This is a genomic window from uncultured Boseongicola sp. (assembly GCF_937988555.1).
In the GTDB taxonomy this organism is placed as follows: domain Bacteria; phylum Pseudomonadota; class Alphaproteobacteria; order Rhodobacterales; family Rhodobacteraceae; genus Boseongicola.
This window is the reverse complement of sequence record NZ_CALJXO010000209.1, coordinates 16947-32251: the sequence shown is the minus strand read 5'-3', so window position 1 is coordinate 32251 and position 15305 is coordinate 16947. Positions and strand designations below refer to the sequence as shown.

The following is a 15305-nucleotide window of genomic DNA, read 5'->3' as shown; positions in this document are numbered from 1 at the left end:
CTATGTACTTTCAGTTAAATTAAGCGCAACGGCGGATCAATAGCCAATCGCAATCCCATCCTTTCGCGGATCAGACCCGCCAATCAATGTGCCCGATGCGTGGTCAATCCGGATGGCTTGCGCGCCGCCAATAGGTTCGTTTTTCTCCACCAGATTGTGCCCAAGTTCACTTAGTCCTTGGCGCGTTGCCGCCGACAAGTTGCGCTCAATCCGCAATCCGTAGGTCTCAGGGAATACGCGCGGTGCATCAATCGCGGCCTGCGGGTCCATCCCGAAGTCGACGATATTTGAGACCATATGGGCGTGACCGGTTGCCTGATACTGCCCGCCCATCACGCCAAACGTCATATCAATAAGCCCATCTTTACGGGTCATACCGGGCAGGATCGTATGCATGGGGCGTTTGCCGGGTCCAATTTCGTTTGGGTGTCCGGGGATAAGGTTAAAGCCGCTGCCTCGGTTGTGAAGCAAGATGCCGAACCGGTTGCTGGCAACACCCGATCCGAAGCTTGCGAAAATAGAGTAGATCAAGCTGACGGCCATGCCGTCACGATCCACAACGGTGATCAGGACAGTGTCTTTATGCACTGCCTCGCTGATGGGCGTCGAATCTGCAATCGCCTTTGATGGATCAATAAGTGCTGCGAGCGATTTGGCCGTGGCGGGGTCAAGCATGTGGTTTAGACGGTTCATATGGTCGGGATCGGCAAGAAACCGGTTGCGCGTATTGTAGGCAAGTTTGGTGGCTTCGGTTTCAAGATGCAGCCGCTCCGTCCCGGCTGGGTCCATTGAGGCAATGTCGAATTCTGCAAGGATGTGTGCCAAAAGAATGGCCGTGGCACCTTGCCCGTTGGGTGGATTTTCAACCAGATCAGTGCCGCGATAGTGGCCAACGACGGGGGCGTCCCATGTCGCTTGGGTCGAAGCAAAATCGTCGATCCTGTGGGGTGCCCCAATTGCCTTAAGGGAGGTGAGCATGTCATCTGCGACCTCGCCGTCATAGAAGGCGTCTCTTCCGTGCCGAGCAATCCGGCGCAGCACTTCGGCTTGTCCCGGCAGTGCCAGACGCTCGCCCAAAGCGAACGGTCGATCTGCAGTCAAATAGTGCTTCTTGCCGCTCGCCGCGAGATTGCCCGCAAGTGACGCGATGTCGAAAGCAACTCGCGGCGCGACCGGAATGCCGTCCTCGAAGTAATGGATCGCGGGAGCGAGAATGCGGTCTAGCCCGAGGCGGCCATGCGTTTCGGAGATCTTACAGAATGCATCAACTGCACCCGGCACTGTGATCGAGGCCGGGTGGCCAGCGGCGATCTCAGACAGTCCCTGCGAGCGCAGTTGATCAGAAGAAGTGTCTTTGGGCGCGCGACCCGAGCCATTCACCGCTATAATATCTTCGTTGCCGGCTGGTTTGATAAGAGCAAAACAATCGCCGCCGAGCCCGGTCATGTGCGGCTCGCAGCCGCCGAGCAAAACAGCGCCCGCGATGGCGGCATCGGCTGCATTTCCACCCTCACGTAAGATCGTAAGTGCTTCAGTGGCGGCAAGCGGGTGAGACGTCGCGACCATTGCGTTTGTGGCATAGACGGCCGAGCGCCCGGGTTTGTGGAAATTTCGCATTCTGCCCCGCCTGTTGGATTTTGAGGCACTCTAACGGGACACTCAGTGAAGGCAATTCGGCTTATTGGTGTGTTGGCAAGTCGCCCAAAACTCCTCGACGCCACACACTGGGTGGGGGCTGTGATACTGCGGCGCCGAGGGAAGCTTTTTAGGCTACTTTATTTGCATGACTTGCTCTTGCGGCATCAATGAGGTCAAAATGTGGCGAGAAATCGGTGCCATTGAGTGTCGGGCATTAATTAAAAGGCGCTTCCAATCGAGTGTTTTGAAAGATGGTAGAAGCTTGGCGGTGGCGCGCCTATTGCCATTCGGAAAATCAGAAAGCGGTCTCCGTTTTTGCGATCATAGACGAAGTCTTTTGCAGGTTCTCTAATATGGAACCACCCAAATCCGCCTTTTGGTAGATCATTGTTTGGTTGGAGGTCGGTTGGGTGCTGCCCGAGCAGTGCATGTCCGTTGGGCATTGGCTTCGCGCTGTTGCGAATTTCCACCGAAAGCTCTGCGCGGCCGTGGCGCACCACAAGCTTTGCATCCCCCGGCGCGCCGTCAGGGGAGGCGTGTTCAACCACGTTGTTTAGCGCTTCCTGCAGAGCGATCTTGCCAGAACTCGTTGCCACATCCGAAAGGCCAAGCGGGTCGAGCAACGACATTGCGATCTCAATTCCAAGCCGGCCGTTCTCGAACCTTGCGCGAAATGGCGTTCGGGCCAAAACACCACCCGCGGCCGTCGAAGGTGGGTCGGCCCGGACGTGGTTCATTGCAGCATCACGGGGCATCGGCAGGTTTCCTGCGGCGTCTCTTGGAGAGTTTTGTAAATCCGAGAGACTGAATCCATACGGGTCATTCGAAAGACCTTATCGACCCACGGACTAAGCCCGACCAAATCCATGCGACGACCCCGACCAAGCTGATATGCTACCAACACCAGCGCCAAGACCGCTGGAATCAACAGAATTGACCGCCGAGAGGTCGACAACGACGCGCCCCGTTGCACGCGTGGTCAAGTCCTTCATCATATCTTTGATCCGCACCGCGACAGCAGTATCACTGCGATGTTCATTCACGGTGATCCTAAGTATTCCAGTCTAAACTGTCCTCGTCATTTCCATTGGTTCCTTCCTCGCCAGGAGGGGTTCCCTATGTCCTAGACGCAATGGGTTACCATTCTGTAAGTAGGCTTCAGACAATTTGAGGCGTATTCTAAATGACCGACGCTGTCCCCTCAGGTCACCCCAAAGAAAGCCCGAAAATGGGATACGAAGAGTTAACCCAGCGGATTGCTGCACTAAGTGCAGGTGAGACCGACGTTATTGCGCTTATGGCGACTTTGGCGTGCGAGGTTCACCACGCGGATGCGCGATTTGATTGGACTGGTTTTTATCGCGTCGTTGCGCCGGAACTTCTTAAGATCGGCCCTTATCAAGGCGGTCACGGATGCCTCGAAATTCCCTTTGGCAGGGGAGTTTGCGGTGCAGCCGCGCGTACTTTGAAGGCGCAGATTGTTGCGGATGTGGATACGTTTCCAGGGCATATCGCATGCGCTAGTACGACCAGATCTGAGTTGGTGCTGCCGGTTCTCAATCGGTCAGGCGCGTTGATTGCGGTCTTTGACATTGATAGCAATCTGCCTAACGCCTTCACCGAAGCCGACGCGGCGGCCCTGAAGTTGATCCTTAATGCAACGTTCGCGCGATGAGCTTTGGCGGCTGGCTGGTTTTCGCCAGCTTTTGGGTGGTTTTCGTGACAACACCGGGTCCGAATGCCGTGAATTGTATTCAAAATGGCATGACATTCGGATTCCGAAAAGCGCTGTGGGGTGTGCTGGCAATCCTGACGCAGGCTTCGCTGTTTTTGAGCCTTTCGGCCATCGGTGTGACGGCTCTTATCGCGGCGTCGCCTGATGTGTTCTGGGTCGTGCGGATGGCGGGTGCGTTGGTTTTGGTCTGGTTGGGTATTCGCACGTGGCGCAATGCGACAACGCCGCCGAAACTCGCGAATACCTCTGCGGGATCAATTTTTGGCAATGCCTTCATGATCGCAACGATAAATGCGAAATCCATTTCGGGCTATGTTGCTGCCTTTTCGCAGTTTGTTGAACCCGGTGTTCCCACTGGCACATTAATGTATTGGATATTTCCAACCGCCTTGGTCATTACGACCGCAAGCTATTCGGGATATACAGCTATTGGCGTTGCGCTTGGGCGCGCGGCCTTGGGTGCGGTGTTCAATGGGTATTTTCGGCGCGGGATGGCGGTTCTTTTTGTGATCTACGGCGTGCTACTTGGGGTTTGGGGTCAACAGATGAGTGTTTCATGAATGGGTCGTGCCTTCGCGGGTCCGTAGCATTTGAGGTGGCGCGGCCGCGCCGCGCGCCGTATCAACGTGCCATTGTTGGCAGTGTCGTCGGCAATCGGGACATGTCTGGTCTTCGGCACAAGTCGATTTGGCTGGAAGCGCGATTGCCGGTCCGGTGCGCTGGTATGCGGCCACAAAAAGCGGAAAACGTGGATTTTGCGGGACGTGCGGCTCGTTTTGTTCTGGAAAGCGTGTGATGAAGCTGCGATCGCGTTTGCCTTGGGCGCAGTTGATGACGCGACGCCTTTCAAGCTGGAGAAGCACATCTTTGCTGCCGAAAAAAGCGATTACTATGAAATTTCAGAAAGCGTGCCGCAGTTTTGAATTCTGAATACACTCCCCCCGATGTACCGCTTGATGTGATCCATATGGACCACGAAATATTGATCGTCGGTAAGCCTGATGGCTTGCTCTCTGTCCCGGGAAAAGGCGCGCATCTAGCCGAATGTTTGCTGTCGCGCGTTCAGGCGGCCTTTCCGGAGGCTCTTTTGGTGCATCGGTTGGATCGCGATACCTCCGGGGTGATGGTCTTCGCGCTCACCCGGCACGCGCAACGACATCTTGGGCTTCAGTTCGAAAAGCGCTTCATCAAAAAGATGTATGTTGCGCGGGTGCAGGGGCAGGTGGCGGAAAAAACCGGAATAATTGACTTGCCGCTGATCGTTGATTGGCCAAACCGGCCGCGCCAGATGGTTGACCATGAGAACGGCAAAGCTGCCTTAACCGAGTGGCGCGTGCAGCGCAGCAATGAAAGTGAGACGCGGATCCGCTTGTTCCCACAGACCGGCCGGTCGCATCAACTTCGAGTCCATATGCTGGCAATTGGGCATCCCATTCTTGGGGACCCGTTCTATGCGGAAGGACCCGCACGGAAGTTTTCGCGTATGATGTTGCACAGCGAAAGCCTGCGTTTACGTCACCCCGACGGGGGCATTGGGATGACATTCAAAGTGAAGACGCCGTTCTAGGGGTGATTTTTTAAGGACCTTGGTTAGGGTTTTAGCGTCCAAAGCATCAGTCTTCAGGCGGTTCAAGCTGGTGCTCGAACTTTTCGCGCAAGTGCCTGTGCCGGGCTGGCAGCGTCAGCGAGTCGCCAAGATGCGCGGTGTCTTCGTCGACGTCGAAACTGGGCGCGTTGGTTGCGATCTCAAACAGAACACCGTTGGGGGTCGGAAAGTAGATCGCCCAGAAGTCGTTACGGTCGATCACGGGCGTTACCTGATATCCCGGTTCCATAAGCGCCTCGCGGGCCTCTAATTGCCGCGCGCGGTTTTCAACGGCGCAGGCGATATGATGTCCCGAGCCTGCGCCTTGACCTGCTGAAACCGCCAAAGGAAGGATTTCGATATCGATCGTATTGGGTTCGGTCCCGCCGGGAACACCAAAGCGCGCTATTTTTCGAAGCTGAAGATGCGAGCGATGTGACGTGGTGCAGTCCTTTGATCTGGGATAACATCGTAGATCGCAAAAGTCTGGTTTCCCCAAAGATATAATGCTCATGAATTCGGTAGATAGTTGCGTATGCGTGCAGAGTTTGATCGTTTTTGCACATGAGAGTCCGTCTAGCGTCGGAGGCAACGCTTATGAAAAGCTTTAAGACATTGACTGATTTGCGGGCAAGGGTAGCAAAAGCCTCCACAAAAGGTGTACCGCCGGCGTTGCGCGATCCTGCGCGCGGTGCGTTGGTGGCGTGGATCGACACGGCGATACAGTATGAGATGCCTTTGAATGCAGCCCTTCGCCGGCTCAGAGATGGGGACGCCGCCGAAGCGATCGGGCGCACCGCAATCGCACCGCAGCTTGCCGATCCGAACGGTCCTGCGGCAAAAGCGGCCTGTGCGCCTGGGTGCGCTTTCTGCTGCATCCTAAGTGGCGATGACGGTGGTACGATCACCCAGGCTGAAGCCCGTCGCCTGCATCAGGCTTTGGTCCCCGTGGCCGGTGCACCGGATGGTCGGGCTTGGAATGCGAAGGCTTGTCCTTCGCTTGATCCTGAAACGCGGCTTTGCCGCGCCTATGACGCACGGCCGATGATCTGTCGCAGCTATATGTCGTCGGATGTATCTGCGTGCGAAATGATTGCTTCGGGTGCAACGGTCCAGGGCGCCGGGGTTCTTGGCGCGCACACTCTGTATCTTGCTGTTTTGACGCTTACGCGGAACCTGCTGAGAGGCATCGTCCGTGTGCCGACCTACAGCCTTTCGCGGGTTGCGGCAGGCGCCGTGGACGGACAAAGCGAGGACGATGCCTTGAACTCTGCCCGCCATGGGACGCACGAACTCGATGATGAGGTCGCGCGACAGGCCGCCATGTTGAAGCGTTAGGGTATCAGTCTGGCCAGCCGCCGACAGATTTGATCTCGACGAATTCCTCAAGACCCCAAACACCGCCTTCACGTCCGTTGCCGGAATGACCGACGCCGCCAAAGGGAGCGCCTTGGCCGCGGCTTTGACCATTCATCTGCACCATCCCGGAATGAAGCTCTCGGGCAAAGCGCTTGAGTTTCTCCGGGTCGCTTGACTGCACATAGTTCGTCAGGCCGTAGACCGTGTCGTTGGCAATCGCGAGCGCTTCGTCGGCCGTATCAAACGGCATGATTGACAAAACGGGCCCGAAAATTTCTTCGCGCATAATCGTCATATCCGGGGTCACATCGGCGAAAACGGTTGGACAGACAAAGTATCCACGGTTGAGGCCATCAGGTCGTCCGACACCGCCTGCTGCGAGACGCGCGCCTTCATCGAGGCCGGACTGGATCAAAGATTGTACTTTGTTGAACTGCAACTCGCTGACAAGCGGACCAATGTGCGCGCCTTTCTCAGCAGCCTTTGCGACGTGGGTGTTGCGCGCAATTTCAGCGGCTTCTTCGACCGCGCGCTCGTACCGCGACCGTTCAACCAACATGCGGGTGGGCGCGTTACACGACTGTCCGGTGTTCTCAAAGCAATGACGCGCGCCACGTTGCACCGCGTCATCATCGGCGTCAGCAAAGACGATGTTCGCCCCTTTGCCGCCAAGTTCCAATGACACGCGTTTCAAAGTTTCTGCGGCAGCTTTCGAGATAGCGATCCCTGCACGCGTGGACCCGGTGAAGGAAATCATATCGACGTCAGGATGCACGGAAAGCTGCGAGCCGACGCCAACGCCGTCGCCGTTTACCAGATTGAACACGCCTGCCGGAACACCAGCAGCGTCAACGATTTCGGCAAATAGGAGAGATGATAGGGGCGCTATCTCGGACGGCTTCAGCACCATCGTACAGCCGGTTATCAGCGCGGGAATTGCCTTCAGGGTTACCTGGTTCATTGGCCAGTTCCACGGTGTTATCATGCCGACCACGCCGATCGGGTCCTTAATGATCCGGGTTCCGGCCTTGCCATTCAGGCGATGCTCCCATTCGAAGCCCTGGACAGCTTTGAGGAAGCCACGGATGTGCGAATCGCCGGAGCTGACTTGTTCTTCGAGGGAAAAGTCGATCGGTGCGCCCATTTCAAGGCTCATGGCTTTCGCCATGTCGTGTTGGCGTTCGGTATAAACCTCAAGAATGTTTCGAACGTAAGCGATCCTATCAGCCACAGAAAGCGCCCGCCACGCGGGCAGAGCCGCTTTAGCAGCCGCAACCGCGGCATCTGTATCGGCTTGACCACCGAGCGAAATGGTTGCGACCGCTTCTTCAGTCGACGGATCAATAACGTCACAGGCTTTGCCGGCAATGGGGTCGACCCACGAGCCGTTGATATAAAATTGGCGCTTTTCAATCATGGGGCGTCCTTCGCTTTGTCGGCTGAGACATGTCACTAGGAGTGCGGTGCGGCAAGCGGTCGAAGCGCAATTTGATCAAATTATTCGCGGTGAATCACAATACTACACACAAAAAAGACCGCATTCTTGCGAAGCGGCCTTTTCTAAATTCTGTCGCCGTCAGAGCGAATCAGCCCTGACGTGCTTTGAACCGACGCTGCGTCTTGTTGATCACATAGACGCGGCCCTTGCGGCGCACGACGCGGCAATCACGGTGCCGGTTCTTCAGCGAGCGGAGCGAGTTGCGAACTTTCATAGTCCTTCTCCCTTTGTCGCGGCGCGTGAAGAGCGCCTTAGGTTTCGTTTCTGCCATATTTCCCGAAGGAATATGACGGTTCATGGTGGGCGATACTGGGATCGAACCAGTGACCCCTTCGATGTCAACGAAGTGCTCTACCGCTGAGCTAATCGCCCTGTCTTCAAACTTTTCCACCCTGTTCAAAAGAACAATACGCGGGGCAAGCCCCGCGCTGGTCGGGCTGGCTATAGTAGGTTCGCCTCATCACTTCAAGGGCTTTTGGCATACAGAAGAATTGCTCTATAATCATTTTGAGCAAGGAGCAGAACGCGTGAAACCCTATAGACTGAGGATGCCGGATGTCCGGACAACAAGCGTTGTCTTCGCCTCGCCCCATTCAGGGCGCGTGTATCCGTGGAGCTTTGTGCGCCGCTCGGTCTTGGATGAACGCACGCTAAGATCATCCGAGGACGCGTTTGTAGACCAACTCTTTGATCTTGCGCCGAAACATGGCGCGCCTCTTCTAACGGCGACTTATCCGCGGGCTTGGATCGATGTGAACAGGTCGTTCGATGAACTGGACCCTGCGTTGATCGAAGGTCTGACGCGCCAGACGCATAATCCACGCGTAGCCTCGGGGCTCGGTGTGGTGCCGCGTGTTGTTGCAAACGGGCGCGCGATTTATCGTGGGAAGCTTACTAGACGGGAAGCCGATACCCGTATCCGAGATGTTTGGAAGCCCTGGCACGACGCGATTCAGGTCTTGCTCGACGAAAGTCATGCTCTGTTTGGCGAGGCGGTTCTGATCGACTGCCATTCGATGCCTCATGAAGCTATCGAAAGCCTGTCGCATCCGCGTGGGACGCGGCCCGATATCGTTCTGGGCGACCGGTTCGGCGCGGCCGCTGGAAGCCAGATTGTTGACCGCATCGAGGCAGCTTTTGCGGCGACTGGTCTGCGAGTTGCACGTAACGCGCCATTTGCCGGCGCCTTCGTGACGCAGCACTATGGGCGCCCTTCGCGAGGGCAACACGCCGTCCAGATCGAGATTGATCGCGCGCTTTACATGAACGAGCAGGCCATTCGGCCAAACGGAAATTTCCAAAGTTTTGCGGGTCTGATGGAGATCGTAACGGCTGAGATTGCAGAGATTGGGAGACGGGATATTCCGTTGGCGGCCGAATAGGCAACGCAATCGTGATTGGTCACAGCTCTGTTAGTAACGCAGTTTTGGACCATGAGAATTGTGGTGATTTTTGTCTTCACTATCCTGGCCGGTCTGGCGTCGGCCTTGGGCGGCCTTCGTGACAGTGATACTCGGCTTGAACAGAGGGAACTGACCGGCTTGTTGGCGGGGCAAGTCATTGAATTTTTTGATGGTTCCAAATCTACTTTTCTGAATAGTGGACGGTACAGGTATACTTATACAGATGACGGTCCAGTCTGGGAGGGAACATACGTCTTGGGTGACAACAGCCAGGTTTGCATCAATTTCGACAACGGCTCCGGGCGCTGCGATGTTTTCGTAAAAGACGGCACACGCGCAATCCTCATCACGGCCGAGGGCGTAAGGTTTCCAGTTCGGAACATCAGTGTTGCCGCCGATTAGGGGCGGATTTCCTTGAAATGACCGGCACTTACCGCTCACCTTCCCCTCGGTGGTAAAGAGTGGGGGTTTTCATGAAAGATTTTCTCCTGGCCGGTTTGATTGTGATTGCTTTAGCAGCGATTATGAATGTCGGGTCAGTCAGCAACGGTTTGGGGTGTAAGCCCGGTGACCGTGGCGTCATTCAGATTTGTTAGAGCGCATTTAGTAGCGCCTGTGTTGGCCATGCGTCAGCCGGCAACCCGAGCCGTTTTTGCTCGGCTTGAACCGCTGCGCGGGTGTTTGCGCCCAAAATACCGTCGATCCCACCAACGCCATAGCCACGTGACTGTAGCTTTCTCTGCAGGGACTTCATCGCGTCGCGACCAAGGCCGGGCGCCGGGTCTCCGGCCGTAAGGCGAGGGGCGCCTTCAAGACGAGTTGCGAAATACGCAGCTGTGGTGACGTAGACAAAGCTTTGGTTCCACTCGAAAAACACATCGAAATTTGGGTATGCCAGAAACGCGGGGCCGCGGTGGCCCTGCGGTAAAACGATGGATGCGGGTAGATTTGGGGCCGCGAGCTGGCCACTTTTCGGGGCGACCCCGGCGCGCGCCCAGTCGCGCGCGGCGCGTTTTTTATCCAGCCCGGTTGCGAACCAATTGAAGTCACGCGGCATGGTCACTTCCTGAAGCCATGGCTCGCCAGCGCGCCAACCAAGCGAGCTCAGCATTTTGCCGCCAGACGTCAAAGCATCGGCGGGCGAGGTCTTGAGTGTGACGTGGCCGTCTCCGTCTCCATCGACCCCATTTTCGATGATGTCTCTGGGCAACATTTGCACCATCCCGATCTCTCCGGCCCAGGCACCGGTCGTGCGGGACGGATCGAGATCGCCGCGTTCGTAGAGCTCCAAGGCGGCAAATACCTGTGGGCGAAAAAGTTCGGGACGGCGGCAATCATGCGCAAGTGTGACCAGCGCGTTAACCGTATTGAAGTCACCTTGAACAGCGCCGAAGTCGGTCTCGAAGGCCCAGAATGCCAGCAGAACGCCGCGCGAGACGCCATAGTCACGGTCGATCCGATCAAACACGGCGTCCCATTTCTGGCCGTTGCTCAGCCCGCTTTGGAAACGGTTATTCGAGATCAACCGGTTCGAGAAATCGAGGAAAGGCCGAGTGAAAATCCCTTGGGACCTATCCGCCCGCAGGACCGCGTCGTCCTTTGCAACATTGGCAAAAAAGCGATCTGTGGCAGCGGCCGAAGCACCCTTGTTGCGCGCCTCGGATTTCAAATCTGCAACGAAACTTTGAAACGAGCCGCCGCATGCAAACGCGGCTGATGCGGGCAATACCAAAGCGACTGCGAGGGCGGAGAGGAGATGTTTCATGACGACCGTGATCCGTTGGAAATGTTGTGCGAACCCTAGCATCGACACGTCGCGGAGCAAGCCGGAGATCGGCAAGACGTCGCTAAAGGTTAACAAAAAATTCACTCAAATTAACTGCTTGTGCAGTATTCACAGTCAAATATGCCCGCGGGGTAGACATCCGCAGCGGTTCCCCGCCGCCGGAGCGGGAATGGTGGTATTGATTGATGCAAATAGTCCGGGTCTGGCGCGCATTTGGTCGCGTCATCTGGAGCGCGCTGAAACGACTTGGGCTGTCGTCCACAGTCAGGCGGACGCGGTGAACTACAGGCTGATACGCAGTATCGATGTGATTTTGCTTGATCTTGGTCTTGAGAATGGCAGCGCAATCGCGATTGCAGACTGTGCCAGCGATCGTTGGCCTCGTGCCCGCGTTATGCTTGTTTCCAAAAGCACCTTTTTTCTGGCGGCTCGATTTTCAATCACATTCCGAACGCCGCTGCGATTGTCGGGTATCACGGCGGTGCAAGCTAAGCGGCGCTTGCCTTTTCGCGACCGTGCGGGGCGTCCCAATCGATGACCGGATTGATCGGAATGATCCGGTGCGGATTGATGGTTTCGTGGCTAAAGTGATAGTGGCGCACGATGTGGTCGAAGTTGACCGTGTCCGCGATCAGACTGCCGTTCGGTGCGGTCCATTGATAGAGTTCGCGCGTGTAGGCCCAAAGGTTCGGGAAATCGACAATCCGATTGCGATTGCACTTGAAGTGCAAGTGATAGACCAGATCGAAGCGGAACAAGGTCGGCACAAGCCGCCAATCTGCCTCTGTGATCTGGTCGCCCATAAGATATCGGTTTGTTGATAAATGATCTTCAAGCCAATCGAGTGTTTCAAACAATTTGGTGACAGCATCGTTGTAAGCGTGCTGTGACATGGCGAAGCCGCACTTATACACGCCATTGTTAAACGTGTCGTAAATTCGCGCGTTCAAAGTTTCGATCTCGTCGCGCATGTGGGCGGGCCAAAAATCGTCTTTATTGCCTGTCAGCGCTTCGAAAGCCGAGTTGAACATACGAATGATTTCGGAGCTTTCGTTCGAGACGATGGTCGCGTTCTTTTTGTCCCACAGGATTGGCACCGTGACACGCCCTGAGATACCGGGATCGGCCTTGATATAGATGTCGCGCGCGAAGGGCAGGCCAAACAGCGTGTCGCCAGTCGCGCCTGGGAATGTCGCATCAAATGTCCAGCCGTTCGAAAGCATATCGGGATGCACCACAGAGACGGTGATGATGTCTTCAAGTCCCTTGAGTTTGCGGAACATCAGGGTTCGGTGCGCCCAGGGGCATGCAAGCGAAACATAGAGGTGGTAGCGGTCCGCCTCGGCCTTGAAGCCGCCGTTGCCGGAGGGGCCGGGGGCGCCATCGGCAGTGACCCAGTTGCGGAATTTCGCCTTTGAGCGAACGAATTTTCCGCCCGAGGCTTTCGTATCGTACCAGACGTCGTGCCAGACGCCGTTAACAAGCTGACCCATGCGTGATCTCCTTTGGCGTCTCATATGGGGCGAGGGTGACTAAAAACCATATCCGCAAAAACAGAGTGGCTGTGCGGAAATGCGGGAGCCGAAAACAGCCGCCGACGAAATCATGTGATCTCCCCGGTATTGTTTCACTTTTCCATCGTGAAATCAGTGTTCTCTTTGACGTTGGAGCGAATCGCTCCATGATCTGGCTTGGGGGGAATGATGCTATGTCAGAGTATCTGCCAAAAGAGGTGCGTCAGGGGCTTGAAGCTGCGCGTAAACGCAGCCGAGCTAAGAAAAGCCGTCTGCGGGTTCAGGTCGGCGACCAGACGTTTACCATTTTACGCTACTGGGATGAAGGATTCGCGATTGATGCCGACGAGGGGCCGCAATTGCGCGGGCTTGTCGATGTCTACGACGGTGCGCGGCATATGTCGCAGTGCCTGATCGTGGCGTCAGAGGAGGACGCGGGCGAGATGGTCTACGAGTTCAAGCGCGAGACAATCGCGGCGGATCGTGCGCCGTTGGATTACGAACGTGCTGAACATGCGCCGGTTGCTTTAATCGGGCGCTGACGACGCGTCCCTTCAGGACGCGGTTTTCCAGTCAAAAAAGCCATCGCCTGCGCGCGCCAAAAGGCTTTCCGCAAGTTCACGACCGATTGCGACGCCGTCTTCGATTGGGCCGGTGCGGCTGTCGCTTAGCGCTTCTGAGCCATCGGAACGCAGGATCTCACCACGCAGGGTAAGTGTGCCTCCGTCGAGCGTAGCAAGGCCCGCGATCGGTGTTTCACAGGATCCATCGAGTGCGGCGAGGTAAGCGCGCTCTGCAGCAAGGCGCTGCCCGGTTTCCAAATGGTGTAATGCCGCAAGTATTTCGGTCGCGCGGGCGTCGTCGCCACGGCGTTCGATCCCGATAGCGCCTTGTGCCACGGCGGGCAACATTTCGCTGATATCTATGGCTGTTGCGGGGACTTCAGACATGCCGAGACGGTTCAGACCAGCCATCGCAAGGAAGGTACAATGGGCCACGCCAGCTTCAAGTTTCTTCAACCTTGTCTGAACGTTACCGCGAAACTCGACGATCTCAAGGTCGGGGCGTCGGTTCAGAAGTTGCGCTTTGCGGCGGAGCGATGACGTGCCGACCTTGGTGCCGGGGGCGAGGCCAGAAAGCGTGCCGCCTGCGGGTGCGATGAACGCGTCGCGGACGTCTTCGCGAGGCAAGTAGCAATCGAGTGTCAGACCGCCCGGTTGATCAACGGGCATATCCTTCATGGAATGGACGGCGATGTCGATCCTGCCTGCAAGCAGGTCGTCCTCGATTTCCCGCGTAAACAAGCCCTTTCCGCCGATCTCCTTCAATGGTCGGTCAAGGATCGCATCGCCGGTCGTTTTGATCACAACGATCTCGATGGCCTCGGATGGCAGATCGAATGCGGCGCAAAGGCGGTCGCGGGTTTCGTGGGCTTGCGCAAGCGCCAGAGGAGACCCTCGGGTGCCGATGCGGAACGGATTTTCGATATCGGGCATTTTTCTCATGAGTGAATGTCTAAGGGCCTCGGAAAATACTGACAACTGATTGTGTTGACAATCGTACCTCTGACTGGGACCTCTTTCGTCGATCAATGAAGGTATTCTGACATGGCAAAAGAAAAGTTGATTCTGCGCGCGCTGGCTGGCGAGACGTTGGACACCCCTCCGATCTGGATGATGCGGCAAGCTGGACGGTATCTGCCGGAATATCGCGCGACGCGCGCCGAGGCCGGGGACTTTCTGTCTTTGTGCTATAATTCCGACCTTGCAGCCGAGGTCACGCTTCAGCCAATCAGACGCTATGGCTTTGATGCGGCTATTCTTTTCGCCGATATTCTGTTGATCCCTCAAGCGCTGGGCGCGGACCTTTGGTTTGTCACTGGCGAGGGACCGCGGCTGTCGACGATCACGGATCAGGCTGGATTTGATGCGTTGAAGCCCGGCGATGCGATCCATGATCTCCTTGCACCGGTCTATGGCACGGTTCGCACATTGGCGCGTGAGTTGCCAAAAGAGACGACGTTGATCGGCTTTGCGGGCGCGCCCTGGACGGTTGCGACATATATGATCGCGGGCCGTGGCACGCCTGATCAGGGGCCTGCGCATGCTTTAAAGGCCGGAAATCGCCCGCTTTTTAGAGCGCTTATGGGTCGGATCGAGGAAGCAACGATTGAATATCTCTCGGCGCAGATCGAGGCCGGGGCGGAAGTCGTAAAGTTGTTTGATAGCTGGGCTGGATCGCTGAAAGGGGAAGATTTTCAAGAGTTTGCGCTGGAACCCACGAGGCGGATCATAGCGGAAATGAAAGTGCGGCATCCGGGTATTCCTGTGATTGTCTTCCCGCGCGAGGCTGGCGAAAAATATATTGGGTTTTCAAAGGCTACGGGGGCCGATTGTGTGGCTTTGGACAACTCGGTTGATGCTGCCTGGGCGGCGGAGCACGTGCAGGTTGATGGCTGTGTACAGGGCAACCTGAAATCAAGCCATATGGTGACAGGTGGACAAGCTTTGGTGGACGAAACAGGCGAGATTTGTCGGGTATTATCAAAGGGTCCCCATATCTTTAACCTTGGCCACGGGATCACGCCGGACGCTGATCCTGAGAACGTACAACTGATGATCGACACCGTGCGAAATGGGGCTTGGAAGGGCTAAAAACCCACGTCGGCACGACGCCGGCGTAACGGCGGTATTGCGCCGGTGCTGACGTTCGCGGCTTTAGATATTCGCTAAGGACCAGAGCCGTTTTTTGGCGACTCATTCGAAGCGGGTCTTGGCAAAAAAGGAA

At 56.3% G+C, this 15305-nt stretch carries 17 protein-coding genes, 1 tRNA gene and 1 pseudogene; 10 read left to right on the top strand and 9 right to left on the bottom strand.

The genetic code is table 11. From position 1 onward, the window contains the following. Positions 1 to 36: 36 nt before the first annotated feature. Positions 37 to 1617 (bottom strand): gamma-glutamyltransferase family protein, encoded by a 1581-nt coding sequence (locus tag Q1B15_RS12585; protein ID WP_299754076.1) that lies wholly within the window; start codon positions 1615 to 1617, stop codon positions 37 to 39. A gap of 239 nt (positions 1618 to 1856) precedes the next feature. Next, positions 1857 to 2393, bottom strand: coding sequence for an ATP-binding protein (locus tag Q1B15_RS12580; protein WP_299754075.1), 537 nt, complete (start codon positions 2391 to 2393; stop codon positions 1857 to 1859). A 473-nt stretch (positions 2394 to 2866) separates the two neighbouring features. Here Q1B15_RS12580 and Q1B15_RS12570 point away from each other — a divergent pair, with 473 nt between their 5' ends. The 3 genes from Q1B15_RS12570 (at position 2867) to Q1B15_RS12555 (ending at position 4940) form a co-directional block, all read left to right on the top strand. Then, positions 2867 to 3313 carry a GAF domain-containing protein gene (locus tag Q1B15_RS12570; RefSeq protein ID WP_299754079.1) on the top strand — a complete coding sequence of 149 codons (447 nt, stop codon included), beginning with the start codon at positions 2867 to 2869 and terminating at the stop codon, positions 3311 to 3313. Next, the gene (locus Q1B15_RS12565) at positions 3310 to 3933 is read left to right on the top strand and encodes a LysE family translocator (RefSeq protein WP_299754074.1); all 624 of its coding nucleotides are present in this window, start codon (positions 3310 to 3312) and stop codon (positions 3931 to 3933) included. Before Q1B15_RS12570 ends, Q1B15_RS12565 begins: the two co-directional genes overlap by 4 nt. Before the next feature lie 359 nt (positions 3934 to 4292). Beyond that, on the top strand, positions 4293 to 4940 hold the full coding sequence (locus tag Q1B15_RS12555) for a pseudouridine synthase (protein ID WP_299754073.1): 648 nt from the start codon (positions 4293 to 4295) through the stop codon (positions 4938 to 4940). A 46-nt stretch (positions 4941 to 4986) separates the two neighbouring features. Here the strand turns inward: Q1B15_RS12555 and Q1B15_RS12550 are convergent. Continuing rightward, positions 4987 to 5367 (bottom strand): annotated as a pseudogene (locus Q1B15_RS12550) (ring-cleaving dioxygenase); the annotation flags it as partial. A 188-nt stretch (positions 5368 to 5555) separates the two neighbouring features. Here Q1B15_RS12550 and Q1B15_RS12545 point away from each other — a divergent pair. Then, entirely contained in the window at positions 5556 to 6296 is a 741-nt protein-coding gene (locus Q1B15_RS12545; protein WP_299754072.1) for a YkgJ family cysteine cluster protein, read from the top strand. 4 nt (positions 6297 to 6300) lie between these two features. Here the strand turns inward: Q1B15_RS12545 and Q1B15_RS12540 are convergent, their stop codons facing one another. The 3 genes from Q1B15_RS12540 to Q1B15_RS12530 form a co-directional block, all read right to left on the bottom strand. Continuing rightward, entirely contained in the window at positions 6301 to 7734 is a 1434-nt protein-coding gene (locus tag Q1B15_RS12540) for an aldehyde dehydrogenase family protein (protein ID WP_299754071.1), read from the bottom strand. A gap of 169 nt (positions 7735 to 7903) precedes the next feature. After that, positions 7904 to 8029: a type B 50S ribosomal protein L36 gene (gene ykgO, locus Q1B15_RS12535; RefSeq protein ID WP_005850168.1), complete on the bottom strand. Its 126-nt coding sequence runs from the start codon at positions 8027 to 8029 to the stop codon at positions 7904 to 7906. An 83-nt stretch (positions 8030 to 8112) separates the two neighbouring features. After that, positions 8113 to 8187, bottom strand: a tRNA-Val gene (locus tag Q1B15_RS12530). A 176-nt stretch (positions 8188 to 8363) separates the two neighbouring features. Between Q1B15_RS12530 and Q1B15_RS12525 the strand changes: the two genes are divergently transcribed. The 3 genes from Q1B15_RS12525 to Q1B15_RS12515 all read left to right on the top strand — a co-directional run bounded on the left by Q1B15_RS12525 (position 8364) and on the right by Q1B15_RS12515 (position 9814). After that, positions 8364 to 9197 (top strand): N-formylglutamate amidohydrolase, encoded by an 834-nt coding sequence (locus Q1B15_RS12525; protein ID WP_299754078.1) that lies wholly within the window; start codon positions 8364 to 8366, stop codon positions 9195 to 9197. A 63-nt stretch (positions 9198 to 9260) separates the two neighbouring features. Further along, positions 9261 to 9620, top strand: coding sequence for a hypothetical protein (locus Q1B15_RS12520; RefSeq protein WP_299754070.1), 360 nt, complete (start codon positions 9261 to 9263; stop codon positions 9618 to 9620). A gap of 71 nt (positions 9621 to 9691) precedes the next feature. Further along, entirely contained in the window at positions 9692 to 9814 is a 123-nt protein-coding gene (locus Q1B15_RS12515) for a hypothetical protein (RefSeq protein ID WP_299754069.1), read from the top strand. Here Q1B15_RS12515 and Q1B15_RS12510 read toward each other — a convergent pair. Then, positions 9811 to 10983, bottom strand: coding sequence for a lytic murein transglycosylase (locus Q1B15_RS12510; protein WP_299754068.1), 1173 nt, complete (start codon positions 10981 to 10983; stop codon positions 9811 to 9813). The genes Q1B15_RS12515 and Q1B15_RS12510 overlap by 4 nt on opposite strands. A gap of 190 nt (positions 10984 to 11173) precedes the next feature. Here Q1B15_RS12510 and Q1B15_RS12505 point away from each other — a divergent pair, with 190 nt between their 5' ends. Continuing rightward, positions 11174 to 11542 carry a hypothetical protein gene (locus tag Q1B15_RS12505; RefSeq protein ID WP_299754067.1) on the top strand — a complete coding sequence of 123 codons (369 nt, stop codon included), beginning with the start codon at positions 11174 to 11176 and terminating at the stop codon, positions 11540 to 11542. On the opposite strand, the gene Q1B15_RS12500 is transcribed toward Q1B15_RS12505, so the two are convergent. Then, positions 11493 to 12497, bottom strand: a complete 1005-nt coding sequence (locus Q1B15_RS12500; protein WP_299754066.1) for a glutathione S-transferase family protein — start codon at positions 12495 to 12497, stop codon at positions 11493 to 11495. The two genes, Q1B15_RS12505 and Q1B15_RS12500, sit on opposite strands and share 50 nt — an antisense overlap. Before the next feature lie 215 nt (positions 12498 to 12712). Between Q1B15_RS12500 and Q1B15_RS12495 the strand changes: the two genes are divergently transcribed. After that, the gene (locus Q1B15_RS12495) at positions 12713 to 13060 is read left to right on the top strand and encodes a hypothetical protein (protein ID WP_299754065.1); all 348 of its coding nucleotides are present in this window, start codon (positions 12713 to 12715) and stop codon (positions 13058 to 13060) included. Positions 13061 to 13072: 12 nt separating this feature from the next. Here the strand turns inward: Q1B15_RS12495 and hemC are convergent, their stop codons facing one another. Continuing rightward, on the bottom strand, positions 13073 to 14014 hold the full coding sequence (hemC, locus tag Q1B15_RS12490) for a hydroxymethylbilane synthase (protein ID WP_299754064.1): 942 nt from the start codon (positions 14012 to 14014) through the stop codon (positions 13073 to 13075). Positions 14015 to 14125: 111 nt separating this feature from the next. Here hemC and hemE point away from each other — a divergent pair, with 111 nt between their 5' ends. Next, positions 14126 to 15172 carry a uroporphyrinogen decarboxylase gene (gene hemE, locus Q1B15_RS12485; protein WP_299754063.1) on the top strand — a complete coding sequence of 349 codons (1047 nt, stop codon included), beginning with the start codon at positions 14126 to 14128 and terminating at the stop codon, positions 15170 to 15172. The last annotated feature ends 133 nt before the right edge of the window (positions 15173 to 15305 follow it).

What these genes read in the sequence shown, in the direction of transcription:
- Q1B15_RS12585 (WP_299754076.1), bottom strand. Translation starts at nt 1,617, where the DNA reads ATGCGAAATTTCCACAAACCCGGGCGCTCGGCCGTCTATGCCACAAAC.
- Q1B15_RS12580 (WP_299754075.1), bottom strand. Translation starts at nt 2,393, where the DNA reads ATGCCCCGTGATGCTGCAATGAACCACGTCCGGGCCGACCCACCTTCG.
- Q1B15_RS12570 (WP_299754079.1), top strand. Translation starts at nt 2,867, where the DNA reads ATGGGATACGAAGAGTTAACCCAGCGGATTGCTGCACTAAGTGCAGGT.
- Q1B15_RS12565 (WP_299754074.1), top strand. Translation starts at nt 3,310, where the DNA reads ATGAGCTTTGGCGGCTGGCTGGTTTTCGCCAGCTTTTGGGTGGTTTTC.
- Q1B15_RS12545 (WP_299754072.1), top strand. Translation starts at nt 5,556, where the DNA reads ATGAAAAGCTTTAAGACATTGACTGATTTGCGGGCAAGGGTAGCAAAA.
- Q1B15_RS12540 (WP_299754071.1), bottom strand. Translation starts at nt 7,734, where the DNA reads ATGATTGAAAAGCGCCAATTTTATATCAACGGCTCGTGGGTCGACCCC.
- ykgO (WP_005850168.1), bottom strand. Translation starts at nt 8,029, where the DNA reads ATGAAAGTTCGCAACTCGCTCCGCTCGCTGAAGAACCGGCACCGTGAT.
- Q1B15_RS12525 (WP_299754078.1), top strand. Translation starts at nt 8,364, where the DNA reads ATGCCGGATGTCCGGACAACAAGCGTTGTCTTCGCCTCGCCCCATTCA.
- Q1B15_RS12515 (WP_299754069.1), top strand. Translation starts at nt 9,692, where the DNA reads ATGAAAGATTTTCTCCTGGCCGGTTTGATTGTGATTGCTTTAGCAGCG.
- Q1B15_RS12510 (WP_299754068.1), bottom strand. Translation starts at nt 10,983, where the DNA reads ATGAAACATCTCCTCTCCGCCCTCGCAGTCGCTTTGGTATTGCCCGCA.
- Q1B15_RS12505 (WP_299754067.1), top strand. Translation starts at nt 11,174, where the DNA reads ATGGTGGTATTGATTGATGCAAATAGTCCGGGTCTGGCGCGCATTTGG.
- Q1B15_RS12500 (WP_299754066.1), bottom strand. Translation starts at nt 12,497, where the DNA reads ATGGGTCAGCTTGTTAACGGCGTCTGGCACGACGTCTGGTACGATACG.
- Q1B15_RS12495 (WP_299754065.1), top strand. Translation starts at nt 12,713, where the DNA reads ATGTCAGAGTATCTGCCAAAAGAGGTGCGTCAGGGGCTTGAAGCTGCG.
- hemC (WP_299754064.1), bottom strand. Translation starts at nt 14,014, where the DNA reads ATGCCCGATATCGAAAATCCGTTCCGCATCGGCACCCGAGGGTCTCCT.
- hemE (WP_299754063.1), top strand. Translation starts at nt 14,126, where the DNA reads ATGGCAAAAGAAAAGTTGATTCTGCGCGCGCTGGCTGGCGAGACGTTG.